The sequence below is a fragment of the Actinophytocola gossypii genome (assembly GCF_025165815.1).
Lineage (GTDB): Bacteria > Actinomycetota > Actinomycetes > Mycobacteriales > Pseudonocardiaceae > Actinophytocola > Actinophytocola gossypii.
In genome coordinates this window covers 146388-163357 of sequence record NZ_JAFFZE010000022.1, presented here as the reverse complement: position 1 = coordinate 163357, position 16970 = coordinate 146388, and the positions used below count along the sequence as shown (strand labels likewise).

General features: G+C 71.3%; 11 protein-coding genes. 8 read left to right on the top strand and 3 right to left on the bottom strand.

All coding sequences use genetic code 11. The features are described 5' to 3' along the window. The first annotated feature begins 13 nt into the window (after positions 1-13). Complete coding sequence (locus JT362_RS27725) at positions 14-2074, top strand: bifunctional copper resistance protein CopD/cytochrome c oxidase assembly protein (protein WP_260194746.1); 2061 nt, start codon at positions 14-16, stop codon at positions 2072-2074. Here JT362_RS27725 and JT362_RS27720 read toward each other — a convergent pair. From JT362_RS27720 to JT362_RS27710, 3 genes are read right to left on the bottom strand one after another with little or no spacing between them, the layout of a single operon-like run. Next, entirely contained in the window at positions 1985-2803 is an 819-nt protein-coding gene (locus JT362_RS27720; protein WP_260194745.1) for an ABC transporter permease, read from the bottom strand. The two genes, JT362_RS27725 and JT362_RS27720, sit on opposite strands and share 90 nt — an antisense overlap. Positions 2804-2812: 9 nt before the next feature. After that, positions 2813-3799 (bottom strand): ATP-binding cassette domain-containing protein, encoded by a 987-nt coding sequence (locus JT362_RS27715; RefSeq protein ID WP_260194744.1) that lies wholly within the window; start codon positions 3797-3799, stop codon positions 2813-2815. Further along, positions 3796-4449 carry a TetR/AcrR family transcriptional regulator gene (locus tag JT362_RS27710; RefSeq protein ID WP_260194743.1) on the bottom strand — a complete coding sequence of 218 codons (654 nt, stop codon included), beginning with the start codon at positions 4447-4449 and terminating at the stop codon, positions 3796-3798. The genes JT362_RS27715 and JT362_RS27710 overlap by 4 nt, the downstream gene beginning before the upstream one ends. Before the next feature lie 239 nt (positions 4450-4688). Here JT362_RS27710 and JT362_RS27705 point away from each other — a divergent pair, with 239 nt between their 5' ends. From JT362_RS27705 to JT362_RS27675, 7 genes are all read left to right on the top strand, one after another. Beyond that, positions 4689-5123, top strand: a complete 435-nt coding sequence (locus JT362_RS27705) for a single-stranded DNA-binding protein (protein ID WP_260194742.1) — start codon at positions 4689-4691, stop codon at positions 5121-5123. 133 nt (positions 5124-5256) lie between these two features. Continuing rightward, a complete protein-coding gene (gene ettA, locus JT362_RS27700) occupies positions 5257-6933 on the top strand; it encodes an energy-dependent translational throttle protein EttA (RefSeq protein ID WP_260194741.1) in 1677 nt (558 codons plus the stop codon). Positions 6934-6945: 12 nt separating this feature from the next. Beyond that, positions 6946-10497 carry a hypothetical protein gene (locus JT362_RS27695; protein ID WP_260194740.1) on the top strand — a complete coding sequence of 1184 codons (3552 nt, stop codon included), beginning with the start codon at positions 6946-6948 and terminating at the stop codon, positions 10495-10497. Positions 10498-10592: 95 nt separating this feature from the next. Continuing rightward, the gene (locus JT362_RS27690; protein ID WP_260194739.1) at positions 10593-15551 is read left to right on the top strand and encodes an NAD-glutamate dehydrogenase; all 4959 of its coding nucleotides are present in this window, start codon (positions 10593-10595) and stop codon (positions 15549-15551) included. Further along, the gene (locus tag JT362_RS27685; protein ID WP_260194738.1) at positions 15551-15985 is read left to right on the top strand and encodes an acyl-CoA thioesterase; all 435 of its coding nucleotides are present in this window, start codon (positions 15551-15553) and stop codon (positions 15983-15985) included. The genes JT362_RS27690 and JT362_RS27685 overlap by 1 nt, the downstream gene beginning before the upstream one ends. Beyond that, a complete protein-coding gene (locus JT362_RS27680; protein WP_260194737.1) occupies positions 15978-16613 on the top strand; it encodes a DUF8010 domain-containing protein in 636 nt (211 codons plus the stop codon). Before JT362_RS27685 ends, JT362_RS27680 begins: the two co-directional genes overlap by 8 nt. A gap of 49 nt (positions 16614-16662) precedes the next feature. Next, on the top strand, positions 16663-16965 hold the full coding sequence (locus tag JT362_RS27675; protein WP_260194736.1) for a hypothetical protein: 303 nt from the start codon (positions 16663-16665) through the stop codon (positions 16963-16965). Positions 16966-16970: the final 5 nt, after the last annotated feature.

Sequence of the window (16970 nt, the reverse complement as noted above, 5' to 3'; positions counted from 1 at the left end):
TACGCTCGATAGGGTGTCCGTCGACAGTTCGCCGGAGAAGGCGCCCGCCCGAGCAGGGACGACAGCCGGTGTGCTGCCGCTGATCGTCATCGGCGGTCTGTTCGCCGTGCTGGCCGCCGTGGCCCTGCTCTCCCTGACCGCCGACGAGTTCGCGCCGGTCAACATCTACGGCCTGACCGTGGTGCGCGTACTCGCCGAGATCGGCATGGTGCTGACCATCGGGTCGCTGCTGTTCGCCACGTTCATGGTTGCGCCGCAGCGCTCCGGGGTACTCGACGTCGGCGGTTACGCGGCGTTGCGAACGGCCTGCTGGGCCGCCACCCTTTGGTGTCTCGCCTCGCTGGCGGCGCTCGTCTACACCGAGGCCGACGCGCTGGACAAACCCGTCTCCGAGGTGCTCAACCCCGACACGCTGATCACCCTCCTCGGCCTCATCGAGCAGGCCAAGGCCTGGCTGATCACGGCACTGGTCGCGTTGGTCGTCGCGGTCGGCACCCGGTTCGTGCTGTCCTGGAGGTCCACCGCGGTCCTGTTCGGCGTCGCGGTGTTCGGGGTCACGCCGGTCGCGGTCACCGGGCACTCCAGTAGCGGCGGCCAGCACGATCTCGCCACCAACAGCCTGCTGTTCCACCTGGTCGCGGCGTCGCTCTGGGTCGGCGGCCTGGTGGCGTTGCTGATCTTCGGCCGACGGGTGACCAGCGGCCCGGCGCTGCGGCTGGCCGCGACGCGGTTCTCCGCGACCGCGCTGGTCTGCTGGATCATCATGGCCGTCTCCGGCGTGCTCAACGCGTGGGTGCGGCTGCCGGTCAGCGACCTGTTCACCACCGAGTACGGCCTGCTCGTGGTGGCCAAGATCGCCGCCTTGGTGGTGCTCGGGGCCTTCGGTTTCGTCCACCGGCAGAAGACGATCGCCACCATCGAGGCCGGCGGGTCGAGCCACCCGCTGGTACGGCTGGCGGCGGTCGAGGTGCTGGTGATGTGCCTGACCATCGGCATCGCCGCCGCCCTGGCCAGAACGCCGCCACCGGCGCTGGACTACCAGCCGGACCGGGTCGAACTGGTGCTCGGCTTCCCGCTCGACGGGCCGCCGACGTTCTGGACGCTGCTCACCGACTGGCGCTTCGACCTCATCTTCGGCACCGCCGCGATCGTGCTCGCCGTGCTCTACGTGCTCGGCGTGCGCCGGCTGCGGGCGCGTGGGGACGCGTGGCCGGTCGGGCGGACGGTCGCCTGGCTGCTCGGCTGCCTGGTGCTGTTGATCGCGACCTCGTCCGGGTTCGGCCGCTACTCGCCGGCGATGTTCAGCGTGCACATGGAAACGCACATGATGCTGTCCATGCTGGCGCCGGTGCTGCTGGTGCTCGGCGGTCCGGTGACGCTGGCCCTGCGGGCGCTTCCGGTGGCCGGCAAGGACGGCGCGCCCGGGCCACGGGAGTGGCTGCTGGCCGCCGTTCGCTCACCGGTGTCGAAGCTGCTCACCCATCCGGTGGTCGCGCTGGTGCTGTTCGTCGGTTCGTTCTACGTTCTGTACTTCTCCGGGCTGTTCGAGGTGGCCGTGGAGAAGCACTGGGCACACCTTCTGATGAACCTGCACTTCCTGGTGGTCGGCTACCTGTTCTACTGGCCGGTGATCGGCATCGACCCGTCGCCGCGGCGCCTGCCGCACGTGGCCCGGCTGGGCATGGTGTTCGCGTCGCTGCCGTTCCACGCGTTCTTCGGCGTGATCCTGATGGGGATGCAGACGGTCATCGCCGAGCCCTTCTACCGGTCGCTCAACCTGCCGTGGGCCGCCGATCTGCTCGGTGACCAGCGGCTCGGCGGCGGCATCGCGTGGGCCACGGGCGAGGTTCCGCTGCTGATCGTGCTGGGTGCGCTGCTCGTGCAGTGGGCCCGCCTCGACGACCGCGAGGCCCGCCGCTCCGACCGCCGGGCCGACGACGACGGTGACGCCGACCGGACGGCCTACAACGCGATGCTGCGGAAGCTAGCCCGCGGCGAGCGGACGGCGGAACCCGCGGACGGCGGCGACGAACCCGACCAGGAGCAGGCCGGCACTCGCGGCGAGCGCACCTGACACGGCGCCACCCACCGGCATGGCCAGCGCCAGGTCGCGGGAGGCGTCCACGGCGTAGGTCATCGGGTTGACGGTGGCGATCACCCGCAGCCACGTCGGCAGCCCTTCGACCGGCACGAACGCGCTGGACGCGAACATCAGCGGGAACATCGCCAGGAAGCCGACGGTCTGCATGGTCTCCGCGTTGCGCAGCCACGCGCCGACGGCCAGGAACACCCAGCTCAGCGACCAGCTGACGGCCAGGGCCAGCAGGAACGCCGGGGCCACCCCGAGTAGCCCGCCCGCGGGGGAGAAGCCGAACAGCGCGACCGCCGCGACCAGCAGGATCACCAGTTGGAGCGCGGTCCGGATGAGGTCGGACAGGCTGCGCGCGACAAGCACGGAGCTGGGGTTGATCGGCAGTGACCGCAGCCGGCCGAGGACGCCGTTCTTCATGTCGGTGACCAGCCCGATGCCGGACTGCAGGGCGGCGCCGACCCCGCTGGTCACGAGGATCGCCGGCAGCAGGTAGTCGATGTAGGAGACGCCGCTGGGGAAGCCGGCGGTGCCCGCGATGCCGCTGAACACCTGGCTGAACAGCAGCAGCATGATCAGCGGCTGGAGGACGGAGAAGACCACCAGCTTCGGGTCGCCGAGCAGGGCACGCAGCGATCTTCCGGTCAGGATGCCGATCTGCGCGCTGACGCTGGTGCCCTGCCAGCGAGGTGCGGTCGAGGTGAGTGTGGTCATGGTGTCCCCTCAGGCTGCGGTCTTGTTCTTGGCCAGGGCGAGGTAGACGTCGTCCAGGCTCGGTTCGGTCAGCGCGAGCTCGGCCACCTCGACCCCGACGTCGTCCAGCGCGCGGACGACGACGGCGAGGTCGGTCGAGGCCTGCACCGGGGTGCTGACGACGGAGGGCCGGGCGCGTCGTGCCGGCGCTCGGTCGGCTTCGACCGCGGCGGCCGGCTCGTCGTGCACCGGCTCCAGCCCGGCGCGCTCCAACGAGCCGAGCGCGACCGGGACGTCGTCTGCCGAGGTCAGCGTCACGTGCACGGCGCGGCGGCCGACCCGGGCCTTGAGCTCGCTCGCGGTGCCAGCGGCGACCACCCGGCCGTCGGCGAGCACGGTGATCGAGTCCGCCAGCCGGTCGGCCTCGTCCAGGTACTGGGTGGTCAGCAGCACCGTGGTGCCGGTGCAGACCAGGTCCTCGACGATCTCCCACAGCCCGATCCGGCTCGCCGGGTCCAGCCCGGTGGTCGGCTCGTCGAGGAAGATCACGTCGGGGCGACCGACCAGGCTCGCGGCCAGGTCAAGGCGGCGCCGCATCCCGCCGGAGTAGGTGCGGGCCGGCCGGTCGGCGGCCTCGGTGAGGTCGAACAGGTCGAGCAGTTCGGCGGAGCGTGCCCTCGCCTCCCGCCGGCTGGCGCCGAGCAGGCGGGCGATCAGTATCAGGTTGTCGGTGCCGGACAGGTTCTCGTCGACGGAGGCGAACTGGCCGGTCAGGCCGATCCGCGCGCGGACCTCGTGGGCCTGCGCGACGACGTCGAAGCCCGCCACCCGCGCGCTGCCAGTGGTCGGCGGCAGCATCGTGGTGAGCACGTTGACCAGCGTCGTCTTGCCGGCGCCGTTGTGTCCGAGCAGTCCCAGGACGCTACCGCGCGGCACCGACAGGCTGACCTCGTCGAGCGCGGTCACGTCGTCGAAGGTGCGGCCGACTCCGTCGACCTCGATCATCACGTCGTTCATGCGTGGTTCCCCTCGTTGGTTCGGATGACGCCGTGCAGGAACAGGTCGACCAGTTCGGTGGGTTCGATCACCTGGCTGCCGAAACCCGTCTCCATCCGGCGGTTGGTGAGGACCAGGCCGAGCAGCAGGCGTGCGGCGTGCTCCTGGTCGAGTCGGAGCTGGTCGGGGTCGAACAGCGCGGCGACGGCTCGGGAGACCCGGACCATCTCGCGGGGTGGGCCGGGATTCTTGTCGTCGCTCTCCTCGGACCCCGCACGGCCGTGGACGCGTTGGTGCACGGCGTCCCGGTCGATGCCGGCCGCCTGCATCGCCTGGCCGAGTTGCACGATGCGGCCCAGGTAGTCGACGAGCGTGCGGACGCCCTCGGTCAGGCGGTCGGACATCGGCAGGGTGGGATCGATGCGCTCGATGCGGCCGACCTCGTCGGTGGCGTCCAGGCCGGCGAACATGCACTCGACCAGCAGTTCGCGCTTGTCCTTGAACGCGCGGAACACCGTGCCCTCGGCGATCCCGGCGGCGGCGGCGATCTGGCTGGTGGACACGGCGCCGCCGTGCTCGACGAGCAGCGGCAGGGTGCTGGCCACGATCGCCGCTCGCCGCTCCTCCAGCGTCATCGCGGGAGCGCGTCGCTTCTTCTCGTCCTCGACCATGTCACCCAGCGTATGAGTGAGTTCTCACTCACGTCAATGAGTGAGAACTCACTCACTCGCTCATATCACACGGCCCCGACATTTCCCCTCGTCAAGGACCAGCCTCGGCCAAGTTGTCCACAGGCGATCCAGTTGTCCACAGCTCGGCGACTCCGTCCCCCGCATCCCCCTCCCGCCCGGCACTCTGGGGTCAGGTCAGCGGCGCACCCCCGCCGCGACGGAGGAGAAGGAGAAAGTCGATGTTCGAGACGTTCATGACGATGGTGGGCAAGGTGGTCAGCGAGCCGGTCCGGCACACCTTCGCCAGCGGCGACCAGAAGACGAGCTTCCGGCTGATGTCCGTGGAGCGCCGGCTCAACCGGGAAACCCAGGAGTGGGGCGACGGCGACCGCCTGTTCCTCACGGTCAACTGTCGGCGCCGGCTCGCCGAGAACGCCGCCCTGTCCCTGGTCAAGGGCGACAACGTCCTGGTCTCCGGCCGGCTCTACACCCGCTCGTACACCACCGAGGCTGGCGAGCGACGGGAGACCTACGAGATCGACGCCCGCGCGCTCGGAGCCGACCTCGCGTGGTGCACGGTCGTGGTGGAGCGCCCGTCTCGACCGGAGCGAGCACTGGTCGGCGTGAGTACCGGCACCCCGGGAGAGGGGGTGGTCGCCCAGCGGGTCGCCTGATGCGGTGACGGTGCTGGGTGCCGCGCTGAACGGCAGGTGTACGCCTGCGGCGCGGCGTCACCCGGAAGATCCTTCGCGTTGTTGCGCCACACCGCGGTCATGGCCGAGTACGCGCGGCTCTACGATCGCGGCCATGGCCGAGTTCATCTACACCATGAAAAAGGTGCGCAAGGCGCACGGGGACAAGGTCATCCTCGATGACGTGACCATCGCGTTCTATCCCGGAGCGAAGATCGGGGTGGTTGGTCCCAACGGTGCCGGTAAGTCCAGCGTGCTCAAGATCATGGCCGGATTGGACCAGCCCAACAACGGCGAGGCGTTCCTGTCCCCCGGGTACACCGTCGGCATCCTGCAGCAGGAGCCGCCCCTCAACGAAGACAAGACCGTCCTCGGCAACGTCCAGGAAGGGGTCGGCGAGATCAAGCAGAAGCTCGACCGCTTCAACGAGATCGCCGAGAAGATGGCGACCGACTACTCCGACGAGCTCATGGAGGAGATGGGCAAACTTCAGGAGGACCTCGACCACGCCGACGCCTGGGACCTGGACTCCCAGCTGGAGCAGGCGATGGACGCGCTGCGGTGCCCGCCGCCGGACGCGGACGTGAAGGTGCTCTCCGGTGGTGAACGCCGCCGGGTGGCGCTGTGCAAGCTCCTGCTGTCCAAGCCCGACCTGTTGCTGCTGGACGAGCCGACCAACCACCTGGACGCCGAGAGCGTGCTGTGGCTGGAACAGCACCTCGCGCAGTACGCGGGTGCGGTCCTGGCCGTCACCCACGACCGGTACTTCCTGGACAACCTCTCGCAGTGGATCATGGAGCTCGACCGCGGGCGAGCCCACCCCTACGAGGGCAACTACTCGACCTACCTCGAGAAGAAGGCCGAGCGGTTGGCGGTCCAGGGCAAGAAGGACCAGAAGCTGCAGAAGCGGCTGAAGGACGAGCTGGCGTGGGTGCGGTCCAACGCCAAGGCGCGGCAGACCAAGTCCCGGTCCCGGCTCGAGCGCTACGAGGAGATGGCGGCGGAGGCCGAGCGCACCCGCAAGCTCGACTTCGAGGAGATCCAGATCCCGCCGGGGCCCCGGCTGGGCAACGTGGTCGTCGAGGTCGACAACCTCAAGAAGGGGTTCGGCGACCGGGTGCTGATCGACGGCCTGTCGTTCGACCTGCCGCGCAACGGGATCATCGGCGTGATCGGGCCGAACGGCGTCGGCAAGACGACGCTGTTCAAGACCATCGTCGGCCTCGAGGAGCCGGACAGCGGCTCGGTCAAGATCGGCGACACGGTCAAGCTGTCGTACGTGGACCAGGAGCGGGGCGGTATCGACCCGAAGAAGAACGTGTGGGAGGTGGTGTCGGAAGGGCTGGACTACATTCACGTCGGGCAGGTCGAGATGCCGTCCCGCGCGTACGTCAGCGCCTTCGGGTTCAAGGGTGCCGACCAGCAGAAGCCGGCCGGCGTGCTGTCCGGTGGCGAGCGCAACCGGCTGAACCTGGCGATGACTCTCAAGCAGGGCGGCAACCTGATCCTGCTGGACGAGCCGACCAACGACCTGGACGTGGAGACGCTCGGTTCGCTCGAGAACGCGTTGGAGCAGTTCCCGGGCTGTGCCGTGGTCATTTCCCACGACCGGTGGTTCCTCGACCGGGTCGCGACGCATATCCTCGCGTGGGAAGGCACCGACGAGAACCCCGCCAAGTGGTTCTGGTTCGAAGGAAACTTCGAAGGCTACGAGAAGAACAAGATCGAGCGTCTTGGCGAGGAAGCCGCGCGTCCGCACCGGGTCACCTACCGCAAGCTGACCCGGGACTAGGTTGGGGGTTCCGTGGCGGCCTGGGACGAACTGCCCGCGGCCGGAGGGCTAGGCGAGTGCGCGGCACTCGTTCGCTCCGCCGAGGCTCTGCGTTTCAGCGCACCGGAACTGGCTGTCCAGCTGGCCCGGCGGGCGCTCTCGCTCGGCGCCGTCGGGCCGGTGCCCGGTGCCGCCGGGTCGATGTCCGATGCGGCGGGGGCGACGTCCGGCGCCGCCGGGTCGATGTCTGGCGCCACCGGCCGCGCGGGCGCGTCGGCGACCGACCACGCCGTCGGCCAGGACACCGGTGAGAGCGTCCGGCTGTCCATGCGGGCGCACGCGGTGCTGGCCGCGGGCCTCGTCCGACTGAGCCACTACGTCGACGCGGTCGAGCCGGCCTTCGTGGCGCTCTCCCTCGCGGAGAGCGGCGGCGCGACCGAACTCGCCGCGTCGGTGCGGCTCGACCTGGCCGCGTGCGCGCGCGAGGTGGGTGAACCGCTGCTGGGCTGCGCGGTGCTGCGACCGGTCCTGGAGGCCGCGTGGCTCGAGCCGTCGGTGCGCGCGATCGCGCTCGGCCGGTTGGTCGGCTGCACGGCACACGTCGGCCGCCGGGACGACGTGGAGGACGCGCTGGCCGAGGCCGAGCGCCTGCTCGCCACGGACGACGCCCTGAGCCAGGACGCGAGCCGGATGGAGCGCGCGCGGCTGTTGGTGCGCGGTGCCGCCTACCACCGCTGGTACGGCGACACCGAGGACGCGGTCGAGGCCGCCAGGGAAGGTCTCGGTCAGCTGAACCGGCTGCACGGCAGGCGACCGGAGACCGACCGGCTGCGTGCGCAGCTGGTGCTCGAACTCGTCTGCGCGTTGCTCGACGAGGGCGAGCCGGGCGAGGCCGAGGCGGCGTCGGTGGCGCTGCTGGCCGATCCGGTACGCGCGACCTCGGCGGCCGCGGTCGGGCAGCTGATGCTCGCCGTGTCCACGCGGGTCCATCTGCCGTCGGGCCGGGTGGAGCGTGGCCGGGGCCTGCTCGACCAGGCGGTGTGGGTCGCCGACCGGTACGGCCTGGACGGCCTGCTGGTCGACGCGCTCGCCGCGGTGTCCGACCTCGACGAACGCGCGGGCCGCACAAGCGACGCGCTCGAGGCCCTGCGCACCGCCCGGGCGGCCGAGCAGCGCCGGCTCCGCGCCACCGCGAGGGCCGCCCGCCAGATCCTGGCCGTCGTCGGCGCGGCGGAGGACTGGGACGCGGCGGCGGCCACGGCCCTGCTCCGCGCGACCGCGACTTCCCTCGCGCGCCCGCAACTCTCCTCGGTCCGGGCCATGCCCCAACCCGCCGCACCCGAGCCCAAGACCGAGACCGACACCGCCACCGGCCTGCTGAACCAGGAGGGCCTGTTCCGCCGCCTGCGCGCGGTCCGCAACGGCGAGCGCCCCGTCGCGCTCACCCTGGTACGCCTCGGCGAGACCGGCACCCGGACGAACTTCGACCTGGCCGCCCTGGCCGGCCGCGTCCGAGACCTGGCCCCGGACGACGCCGAACTGGCCCGCTCCGACGGCAGCGAACTCGCGGTCCTCCTCCCGCACACCACACGCGACCAAGCCGAGGAGTTCGCCGAGACGGTCCGCAAGACCGCCCTCGAGTCCAACTGGCTCCCCCAGGCGAACGCGAGGAGCATCAGCACCGGTGTCGGCCAGTCCAACCCGGACGCCCCGGCCGTGGACGCGAACGCCCTGCTGACCGCGGCACGCCACGCACTCGAACCAGTCGACGAGCTCGAGTCCCCGCGCCGACGGCCCGGCGAACGCACCCAACCAGTCCACGCCACCGCCATGACAGCCGAAGCCCTGTCGGAACTGGAGGACGTGGGCGACACCCTGCGCATCGGCCGCTCGATCATCAGCTCCCTGAGCATCCCCGCCGGCAGCGGCGGCAAACGCCGGGCACCGACCGGCACCCACCCCACGGCGCCCCCGGACCACACCGCACACCCCGACCCCGCGCCCGACCGCACCCCGGATGCCCCAGCGGCGAGGGCACCCGCCGCTCACCGAGCCCCGGACCAGAATTCGGCCGCACCGGGGGCCGGCGAGCATGCCGTCGACCAGGTTCCTGGCTCGTCGGGGAAGAGGTCCGGTGCTCATCACGCCGCCGGTCGATCAGGGGCTGGCACGTCTGCCGCGGAAGGGCTTGCGGCGAACCAGCCCGGTGCTCATCGCGCTGCCGGTTGGTCGACGGCGGACACGTCGGCGGAAGGGCTTGCTGCGAACCACATGTCTGGTTCGACCGGGGATGCAGGCGGCCCGCGTTCCGGCTCCGGATGGGACGTCGGGCAAGGGGCCGAGGAGGCAGCGGCGAACCGACTCACGGCTCATCAGAGCACTGGCGCGGCCACCGTGGAAGGACACGTCGCTCAGCGGACGGGGGAGTCGACGGCGGCATGGTCGGGGAGCCATCAGGCGCCACGCGGGGACGGCGCCGAACGAACCGGGGCGGGCGCAGCCGCTGGTGGACCGGCTGATGCCGCGGGCGGCACCGCGCCTTCGCCGACTGAGCAGCAGGGCTCGACTTCCGCTCGGCACGCCGCGCCCGTCGCGCGCCCCGACTCCTTACCCGGCGCGCCGCCCGCTGCGGCGCACTCGTCGGCCATCGGCGAAACCTCGGCCTCGTCGGCCACTGGCGAGAACCCGGCCTTGTCGGTCACTGGCGAGCACTCGGTCTTGTCGGCTATCGGCGAGAACTCGGCCTCGTCGGTCACCGGCGAGAATTTGGCTTCGTCGGCGGGCGAGGCGACGACCGAACCCCGGGCCGTCGGTGAGACCGGCGGCTATCGGCCCCTGATCTCCTTCGACACCGAGCCGGAACAGGAGCGCGCCGAGCCGGGCGGCACTTCCGCCTCCAGCGGCTACCGCTCCTCCTACGAGGAGACCCGTGCCGAGTTGGCTCGGTTGATGTCCGTGCTCGAGTCGGGCTCCGTGCCGGACATTCCTGCGCAGACGGCGGGCGGCGGTGCTGCGGAGGCGGCGAGCGACACCGGCGACAACCGCGACACGGGCGACACGGGCGGCAACCGTGGCATCAGCGACAACCGGGACACCGGGGAGGACGCGGGGTCTCCGTGGGCGGGAGGGCGTTGGTCCTTCTCACCGGTCGGAGAGGGTGCGTCGGCCGGTTCCGATGACGAGCTTGGTACTCCGCGGACGGAGGCGGACGAGGTTCCGGCGCCGCGGCGCCACGGGAGCCCCGGGGATCGACCTGAGGCCGTGGGCTTGGCCGGGGATCGACCTGAGGTCGTGGGCTTGGCCGGGGATCACACGGGGGCGGTGACGTCCGGTGGCACCGGCGGGCGGGACATCGGTGCGGGCGAGAACGCTGGGGATGCCCCGGGCCGCCGGGAGCGGCGAGCGGAGCGGTCCGCTGGCTCCTCGACCATCTCCGGGTTGTTCGCCGAGGCGCTCGCCGCCTACCAGGAGCCGGGGGACGAACCGGCACCGGCGGGTGGTGACGCCGAGGGCTCGTCCTTCGACCGGTTGTTTGACTGGCGGTACCAGTCGCCGGAGTCGGGGCGGCATCGGTCGCCCGAGTGATTCAGGACTCCCGGGCGACGGGGCGATCAGAAGATCCGTTTATCGTGTGCTTGCATGTGGCACACCGACGTGCCGCCAATAGTGGAGCCGCGTAGATGATCTCGACCGGAATGGCCACCGCCGGCCGCCGAACCAGTGCCGCGGTGGGACCGGACTCCCCCGAACAGACCCGGGACGATCTCATCGAGCGGGCCGCCGACGCGGCGCCGGACATGGCCGACCTGATCCGGCTCTACTACCGGTACATTCCGCCGGAAGAGGTCATCGACCACGATCCGGTGGATCTGGTGGGCACTGTGCGTACGCACCGGCGGCTGGCGGAGCAGCGGGTGCCGGGCCGCCCGGCGGTCCGGGTGTTCAATCCGGACAGCACCGCCGACGGGTGGTCCTCGAGCGGCACCGTCGTGCAGATCGTCACCGACGACATGCCCTACCTGGTCGGGTCGGTCGCCGCCGAATTGGTGCGCGGCGGGTTGCAGGTGCTCCGGGTCGTACATCCGATCGTCGTGGTCAGCCGGGACGTCGCGGGCGGGCTGCGGGACGTCCTGCCCAGCGCGGAGGCCGACGACCCGCCCCAGGACGCGCTGGTCGAGAGCTGGATGTCGATCGAGGTCGACCTCATCACCGACGGCGACCGCAGCCGGGAGATCGAGGCCGGCCTGCTCGCCGTCCTCAACGACGTCCGCGAGGTCGTCGAGGACACCGCCAAGATGGCCAGCACCGCCCTCGCCCTCGCCGACCAGCTCGAACAGCACCCGCCGGTCGACCGCGGCCAGTGCGACGAGGGCGCCGCCCTCCTGCGCTGGCTCGTCGACGGGCACTTCACCTTCCTCGGCTACCGCAACTACGAGCTCGTGGGCGACGGCGATCGCGGCCGGCCCGCCCTGCGTGCCTCGCTGGCCAGCGGCCTCGGCGTGCTCCGCCAGGACAGCCTCGCCGAGCGCACCCTGCCCGCCGGCGTCGGCGACCAGGCGCTCTCCGCGCAACTCCTCGTCCTGACCGAGGCCAGCGAGCCGTCCAGCGTCCACCGGTCGACGTACCCGTACTACATCGGCGTGAAGACCTTCGACACGGACGGCAACGTCACCGGAGAGCACCGGTTCCTCGGCGTCTTCACCATCAACGCCCTGCACGAGGACGTCCTCGACATCCCGGTCGTCGGCCGCCGCGTCCGCGAGGTCATCCACCGCGCCGGGTTCCCGCTCGAGTCCTACACCGGGCAGAAGATGCTCGAGGTCATCCAGAACTGGCCCCGGTCGGAGCTGTTCTCCACCAGCACCGACTCCCTCTACCAGACCACCACCGGCGTCATCGCCCTCGCCGACCGCCGCCGGCTGCGCCTGTTCCTGCGCCGCGACCCCTACGGCCGCTTCTACTCCTGCCTGGTCTTCCTGCCGCGCGACCGGTACACCACCACCTCGCGGCTGGCCATGCAGCAGGTCCTCATCGACGAGCTCGGCGGCAAGGACCTCGAGTTCTCCACGCGCATCGGGGAGACCTCGCTGGCCCAGGTGCACTTCACCGTGCACGCCGCCGACCCCGAGCACGCCGTCGAACCCGACGTCGCCCGCATCCAGGCCCTGATGACCGAGGCCGTGCGGACCTGGGACGACCGGCTCGTCGAGGCCGTCTTCACCGAGCAGCGCGAACTGCTGGCCGAGGGCACCGACGACCGGACCGTGACCGTCGGCGCCGAGTCCGCCACCGAGCAGGGCCAGCGCTTCGCCGGCATGTTCCCGGAGGCCTACAAGGAGGACTTCGACGCCACCGCCGCCCTCGCCGACCTGCGCCGCCTCGAGCGGCTGCGCGAGGACGGCGACATGGACCTCGCCTTCTACGAGCCGCCGCACGCCGAGCCGGGGGAGCGGCGGTTCAAGCTCTACCTCGCCGGCGCCGGCGTCACCCTCTCCCAGGTCCTGCCCGTCCTGCAGCAGATGGGCGTCGAGGTCGTCGACGAGCGGCCGTACGACCTGCGCTACGAGGACGGCCCCCGGCGGTGGATCTACGACTTCGGTCTGCGGATCGACCCGGCCGTCGTGGAGGGCCTGTCCCAGGAGGAGCGCGAGGAGCAGCGGGTCGAGTTCGAGGAGGCGTTCGCCGCCACCTGGCGCGGTGCCGCCGAGGCCGACCGGTTCAACTCGCTGATCCTGAGCGGCGGCCTGAGCTGGCGCCAGGCCACCGTGCTGCGCACCTACGCCCGCTACCTGCGCCAGGCCGGCACCCAGTTCAGCACCGAGTTCATCGAGGACGCGCTGCTCAGCCACACCCACGTGGCCACCGCGCTGGTCGAGCTGTTCGAGACCCGCTTCGACCTCGACCTCGCCGACACGCAGCGGAAAGAGGCCGTCGACGACCACGTCAAGCGGCTCACCGCGATGATCGACGAGGTCACCAGCCTCGACGCCGACCGCATCCTGCGCAGCTTCCTCAACCTCATCTGCGCGACCCTGCGCACCAACTACCGGGTCCGCGACGCCGACGGCCGCCACCGGCCCTACCTCGCGGTCAAGCTCGACCCCGGCCTCGTGCCCGACCTGCCGGAGCCCCGCCCGAAGTTCGAGATCTTCGTCTACTCCCCTCGGGTCGAGGGCGTGCACCTGCGCTTCGGCCCGGTCGCCCGCGGCGGACTGCGCTGGTCGGACCGCCGGGAGGACTTCCGGACCGAGATCCTCGGCCTGGTCAAGGCGCAGGCGGTGAAGAACGCGGTCATCGTCCCGGTGGGCGCCAAGGGCGGTTTCGTGGTCAAGCGGCCGCCCGCGCCGACCGGGGATCCCGGCCGCGACCGGGACGCCTCGCTCGCCGAGGGCAAGGCCTGCTACCGGATGTTCATCTCCGGCCTGCTCGACCTGACCGACAACCTGCGCGACGGTGACGTGCTGCCCGCGCCGCAGGTCGTCCGGTACGACGCCGACGACACCTACCTGGTCGTCGCCGCCGACAAGGGCACCGCGAAGTTCTCCGACCTCGCCAACGAGGTCGCCGCCGGCTACGGCTTCTGGCTTGGCGACGCGTTCGCCTCCGGCGGTTCGGTCGGCTACGACCACAAGGCCATGGGCATCACCGCCCGCGGCGGCTGGGAGAGCGTCAAGCGGCACTTCCGCGAGCTGGGCAAGGACACCCAGACCGAGGACTTCACCGTCGTCGGCATCGGCGACATGGCCGGGGACGTCTTCGGCAACGGCATGCTGCTCTCCGAGCACATCCGGCTGGTCGCCGCGTTCAACCACATGCACGTGTTCGTCGACCCGAACCCGGACCCGGCGACATCCTTCGCCGAGCGGCGGCGGTTGTTCGACCTGCCCCGCTCCAGCTGGGACGACTACGACCGCTCGCTGATCAGCGAGGGCGGCGGCGTGTGGCCGCGCACGCTCAAGTCCATCCCGGTCAGCGAGCAGGTCCGGGTCGCGCTCGGCCTCCCCGAGGGCACCCGCAAGCTCTCCCCGCCCGAGCTGATGAAGGCGATCCTGCTGGCCGAGGTCGACCTGCTGTGGAACGGCGGCATCGGCACCTACGTCAAGGCCGGCACCGAGAGCAACGCCGACGTCGGCGACAAGGCCAACGACGCGGTCCGGGTGAACGGCGCCGACCTGCGGGTCAAGGTCGTCGGCGAGGGGGGCAACCTCGGCCTCACCCAGCGCGGCCGGGTCGAGTTCGCCCGCAACGGCGGCAAGGTCAACACCGACGCGCTGGACAACTCGGCCGGCGTGGACTGCTCCGACCACGAGGTCAACATCAAGATCCTGCTCGACCAGCTCGTCACCCACGGCGGGCTGGCCGAGGAGCAGCGCAACGAGCTGCTGGAGTCGATGACCGAGGAGGTCGCCGACCTGGTGCTCGCGGACAACTACAGCCAGAACGCCGTACTCGGGGTGAGCCGCGCGCACGCGGTGCCGATGCTGACCGTGCTGGCCCGGTTGGTGAGCCACCTCGAGGAGCACGCCGGCCTCGACCGCGACCTGGAGGCGCTGCCGACCAAGCAGCGGTTCCGCGAGCTGGACAAGGCCGAGCAGGGCCTCACCTCGCCCGAGCTGGCGACCCTGCTCGCGCACGTCAAGCTGGCGCTCAAGGAGGAGGTGCTGGCCAGCGAGCTGCCGGACGCCGACGTGTTCGCCCGCCGCCTGCCGGAGTACTTCCCGACCAAGCTGCGCGAGACGTTCCCCGAGGCGATCGCCCGGCACCCGCTGCGCCGGCAGATCACCACCACGCTCATCGTCAACGAGGTCGTCGACGGCGGCGGCGTGTCCTACGCGTTCCGCCTGGCCGAGGAGATGAACGCGACCGCCACCGACGCGGTCCGCGCGTTCACCGCGGTCACCACGATCTACGACCTGCAGGGCCTGTGGCGCGACATCCGCGCGCTGGACAACGTGGTGCCGACGCACGTCGCCGACGCCATGGTGCTGGAGAGCCGCCGGCTGCTGGACCGCGCGTCGCGGTGGCTGCTGTCCAACCGCCCGCAGCCGCTCGCCGTCGGCGCGGAGATCAACCGGTTCCGCAAGGTCGTCGCCGAGCTCGCGCCCGACGTCGGCACGCTGCTGCGCGGCGCGGAACGGGAGAACGTCGCCGAGCACGCCGAGTCACTGGTCGAGCAGGGCGTGCCGGCGGCCCTGGCCCGGCGGGCCGCGTCGCTGCTCAACGGCTACTCGCTGCTGGACATCACCGAGGTCGCCGAGCTGGCCGAGCGTGAGGTCGGCGACGTCGAGCGCAGCCCGAGGGAGACCGCCGAGCTGTACTACGCGCTGTCCGAGCACCTGTCCATCGACTCGATGCTGACCTCGATCAGCGGGCTGGAACGCGGCAACCGCTGGCACGCGCTGGCCCGGCTCGCGCTGCGCGACGACCTGTACTCGTCGCTGCGGGCGATCACGCTGGACGTGCTGTCGCAGAGCGATCCCGACACGTCGGCGGACGAGAAGATCGCGAACTGGGAGCACACCAACGCCTCGCGGCTGGCGCGTTCGCGGATGTCGCTGGAGGAGATCCGCCGGGTGGCGCGGCTGGATCTGGCCACACTGTCGGTCGCCGCCCGGCAGGTGCGCAGTATGGTCCGTTAGTGGGTTTGTTCATGGCGCAGGTCCGGCCGCGCTGGTCGGACATGGACGTGTACGGGCATGTGAACCATGCCAACACGGTGACCCTGCTCGAGGAGGCCCGGATCGCCCTGCTGTTCGGCGAGGCGGCCCGGCACGCCGGGGCGGAGGGCATCGCCAGGGGCGTGGTGGTGGCGCGGATCGTGGTCGACTACCACGCGCCGCTGGTCGCCGACGGCGGGTCGGTGCGGATCGCGCTGTCGGTGCGGGAGATGCGGCACGCGTCGTTCACCATGGACTACGAGGTCCACAGTGGACCTTCCGAGGACGATCCGGTGGCGGTCACCGCGGAGACGATGCTCGTGCCGTACGACCTGGCGAACGGACGGCCGAGGCGGATGTCGGACGCGGAGAAGGACTTCCTCGCCGCCTGGCGCAGTGGGAGCAACTGTGCCTGAGCTGGAGTTCACCGACCGGTCCGAACGCGACGACCTTGGCGCGTTCGTCGCCCGTGCGGTCCGCCTGGACGGCCAGACCGTCGTGCGGCTGCGCAACCGGGACGGCGACCGGATCGACTCGTGGGTGGCGACCCCGTTCGACGTGCTGGCCACCAGGACCGTGCTCGGCCGGGTGGAGCCGGGCGACGTGACGGTGTCCGGCAACGAGCTGCTGGCCGCGCTCGCGGTGTCCCGGGGCGACCGGATCGACCCGGGCCCGGTGCTGGACCTGCAGTGGCGCTCCGCGCTGCCGCCGCAGGCGCACTGGCAGGTGGTGGAGTCGCTGCCGGCGAAGGTGGTGACCGAGCTGGCCGACCGGGGGCTGGAGCTGGCCCGCGAGAACGTCGGCCCGAACGGCACCCCGCCGGCGTCGCTGCTGGACCAGAACGTGCTGACCGTCTCGGGTGACGGGCTGGAGGTCAAGATCCCGCTGCGGTGCCTGTTCGCGATGTCCGGCATGGGTTTCCTTGGCACCGGCGGGGCCGACGAGCAGGTCCGGGTCACCGCCACCGACGCCTGGTTGCGGATCGACGCGCGGTTCGGCGCGGTGGTGCGCCGTCGGCACGCCCTCTTGCCACTGCTCGTGTGACGTTGCGACACTCGTGGCACCGTTCCGCGGCGCGAGGAGTCCCAGAACCATGAGCGACGACGACCCGACCAGGGCCTTCCTCGACCAGACCGTGCCGCGTGACGACGCGTGGGAGGGCCGCGAACCCGACGACGGCCCGGCCCGTCCCCGGCACACCCAGCAGGCCTCGGACAACGTCCACGACGCGCGGGAACGCCGCAAGCAGACGATCCGGAACGCCGCGTGGACGTTCGGCCCTGGCGTCGCCTACCTGGCCGGCTCGGCGGCCTTCGCGAGCAGCGCGCGGGCCGAACCCGAGCCGCCGGACGTCAGCGACGTCAGCGGCTTCGGCGAGATCGGCGCCGGCCTGTAGGTCGC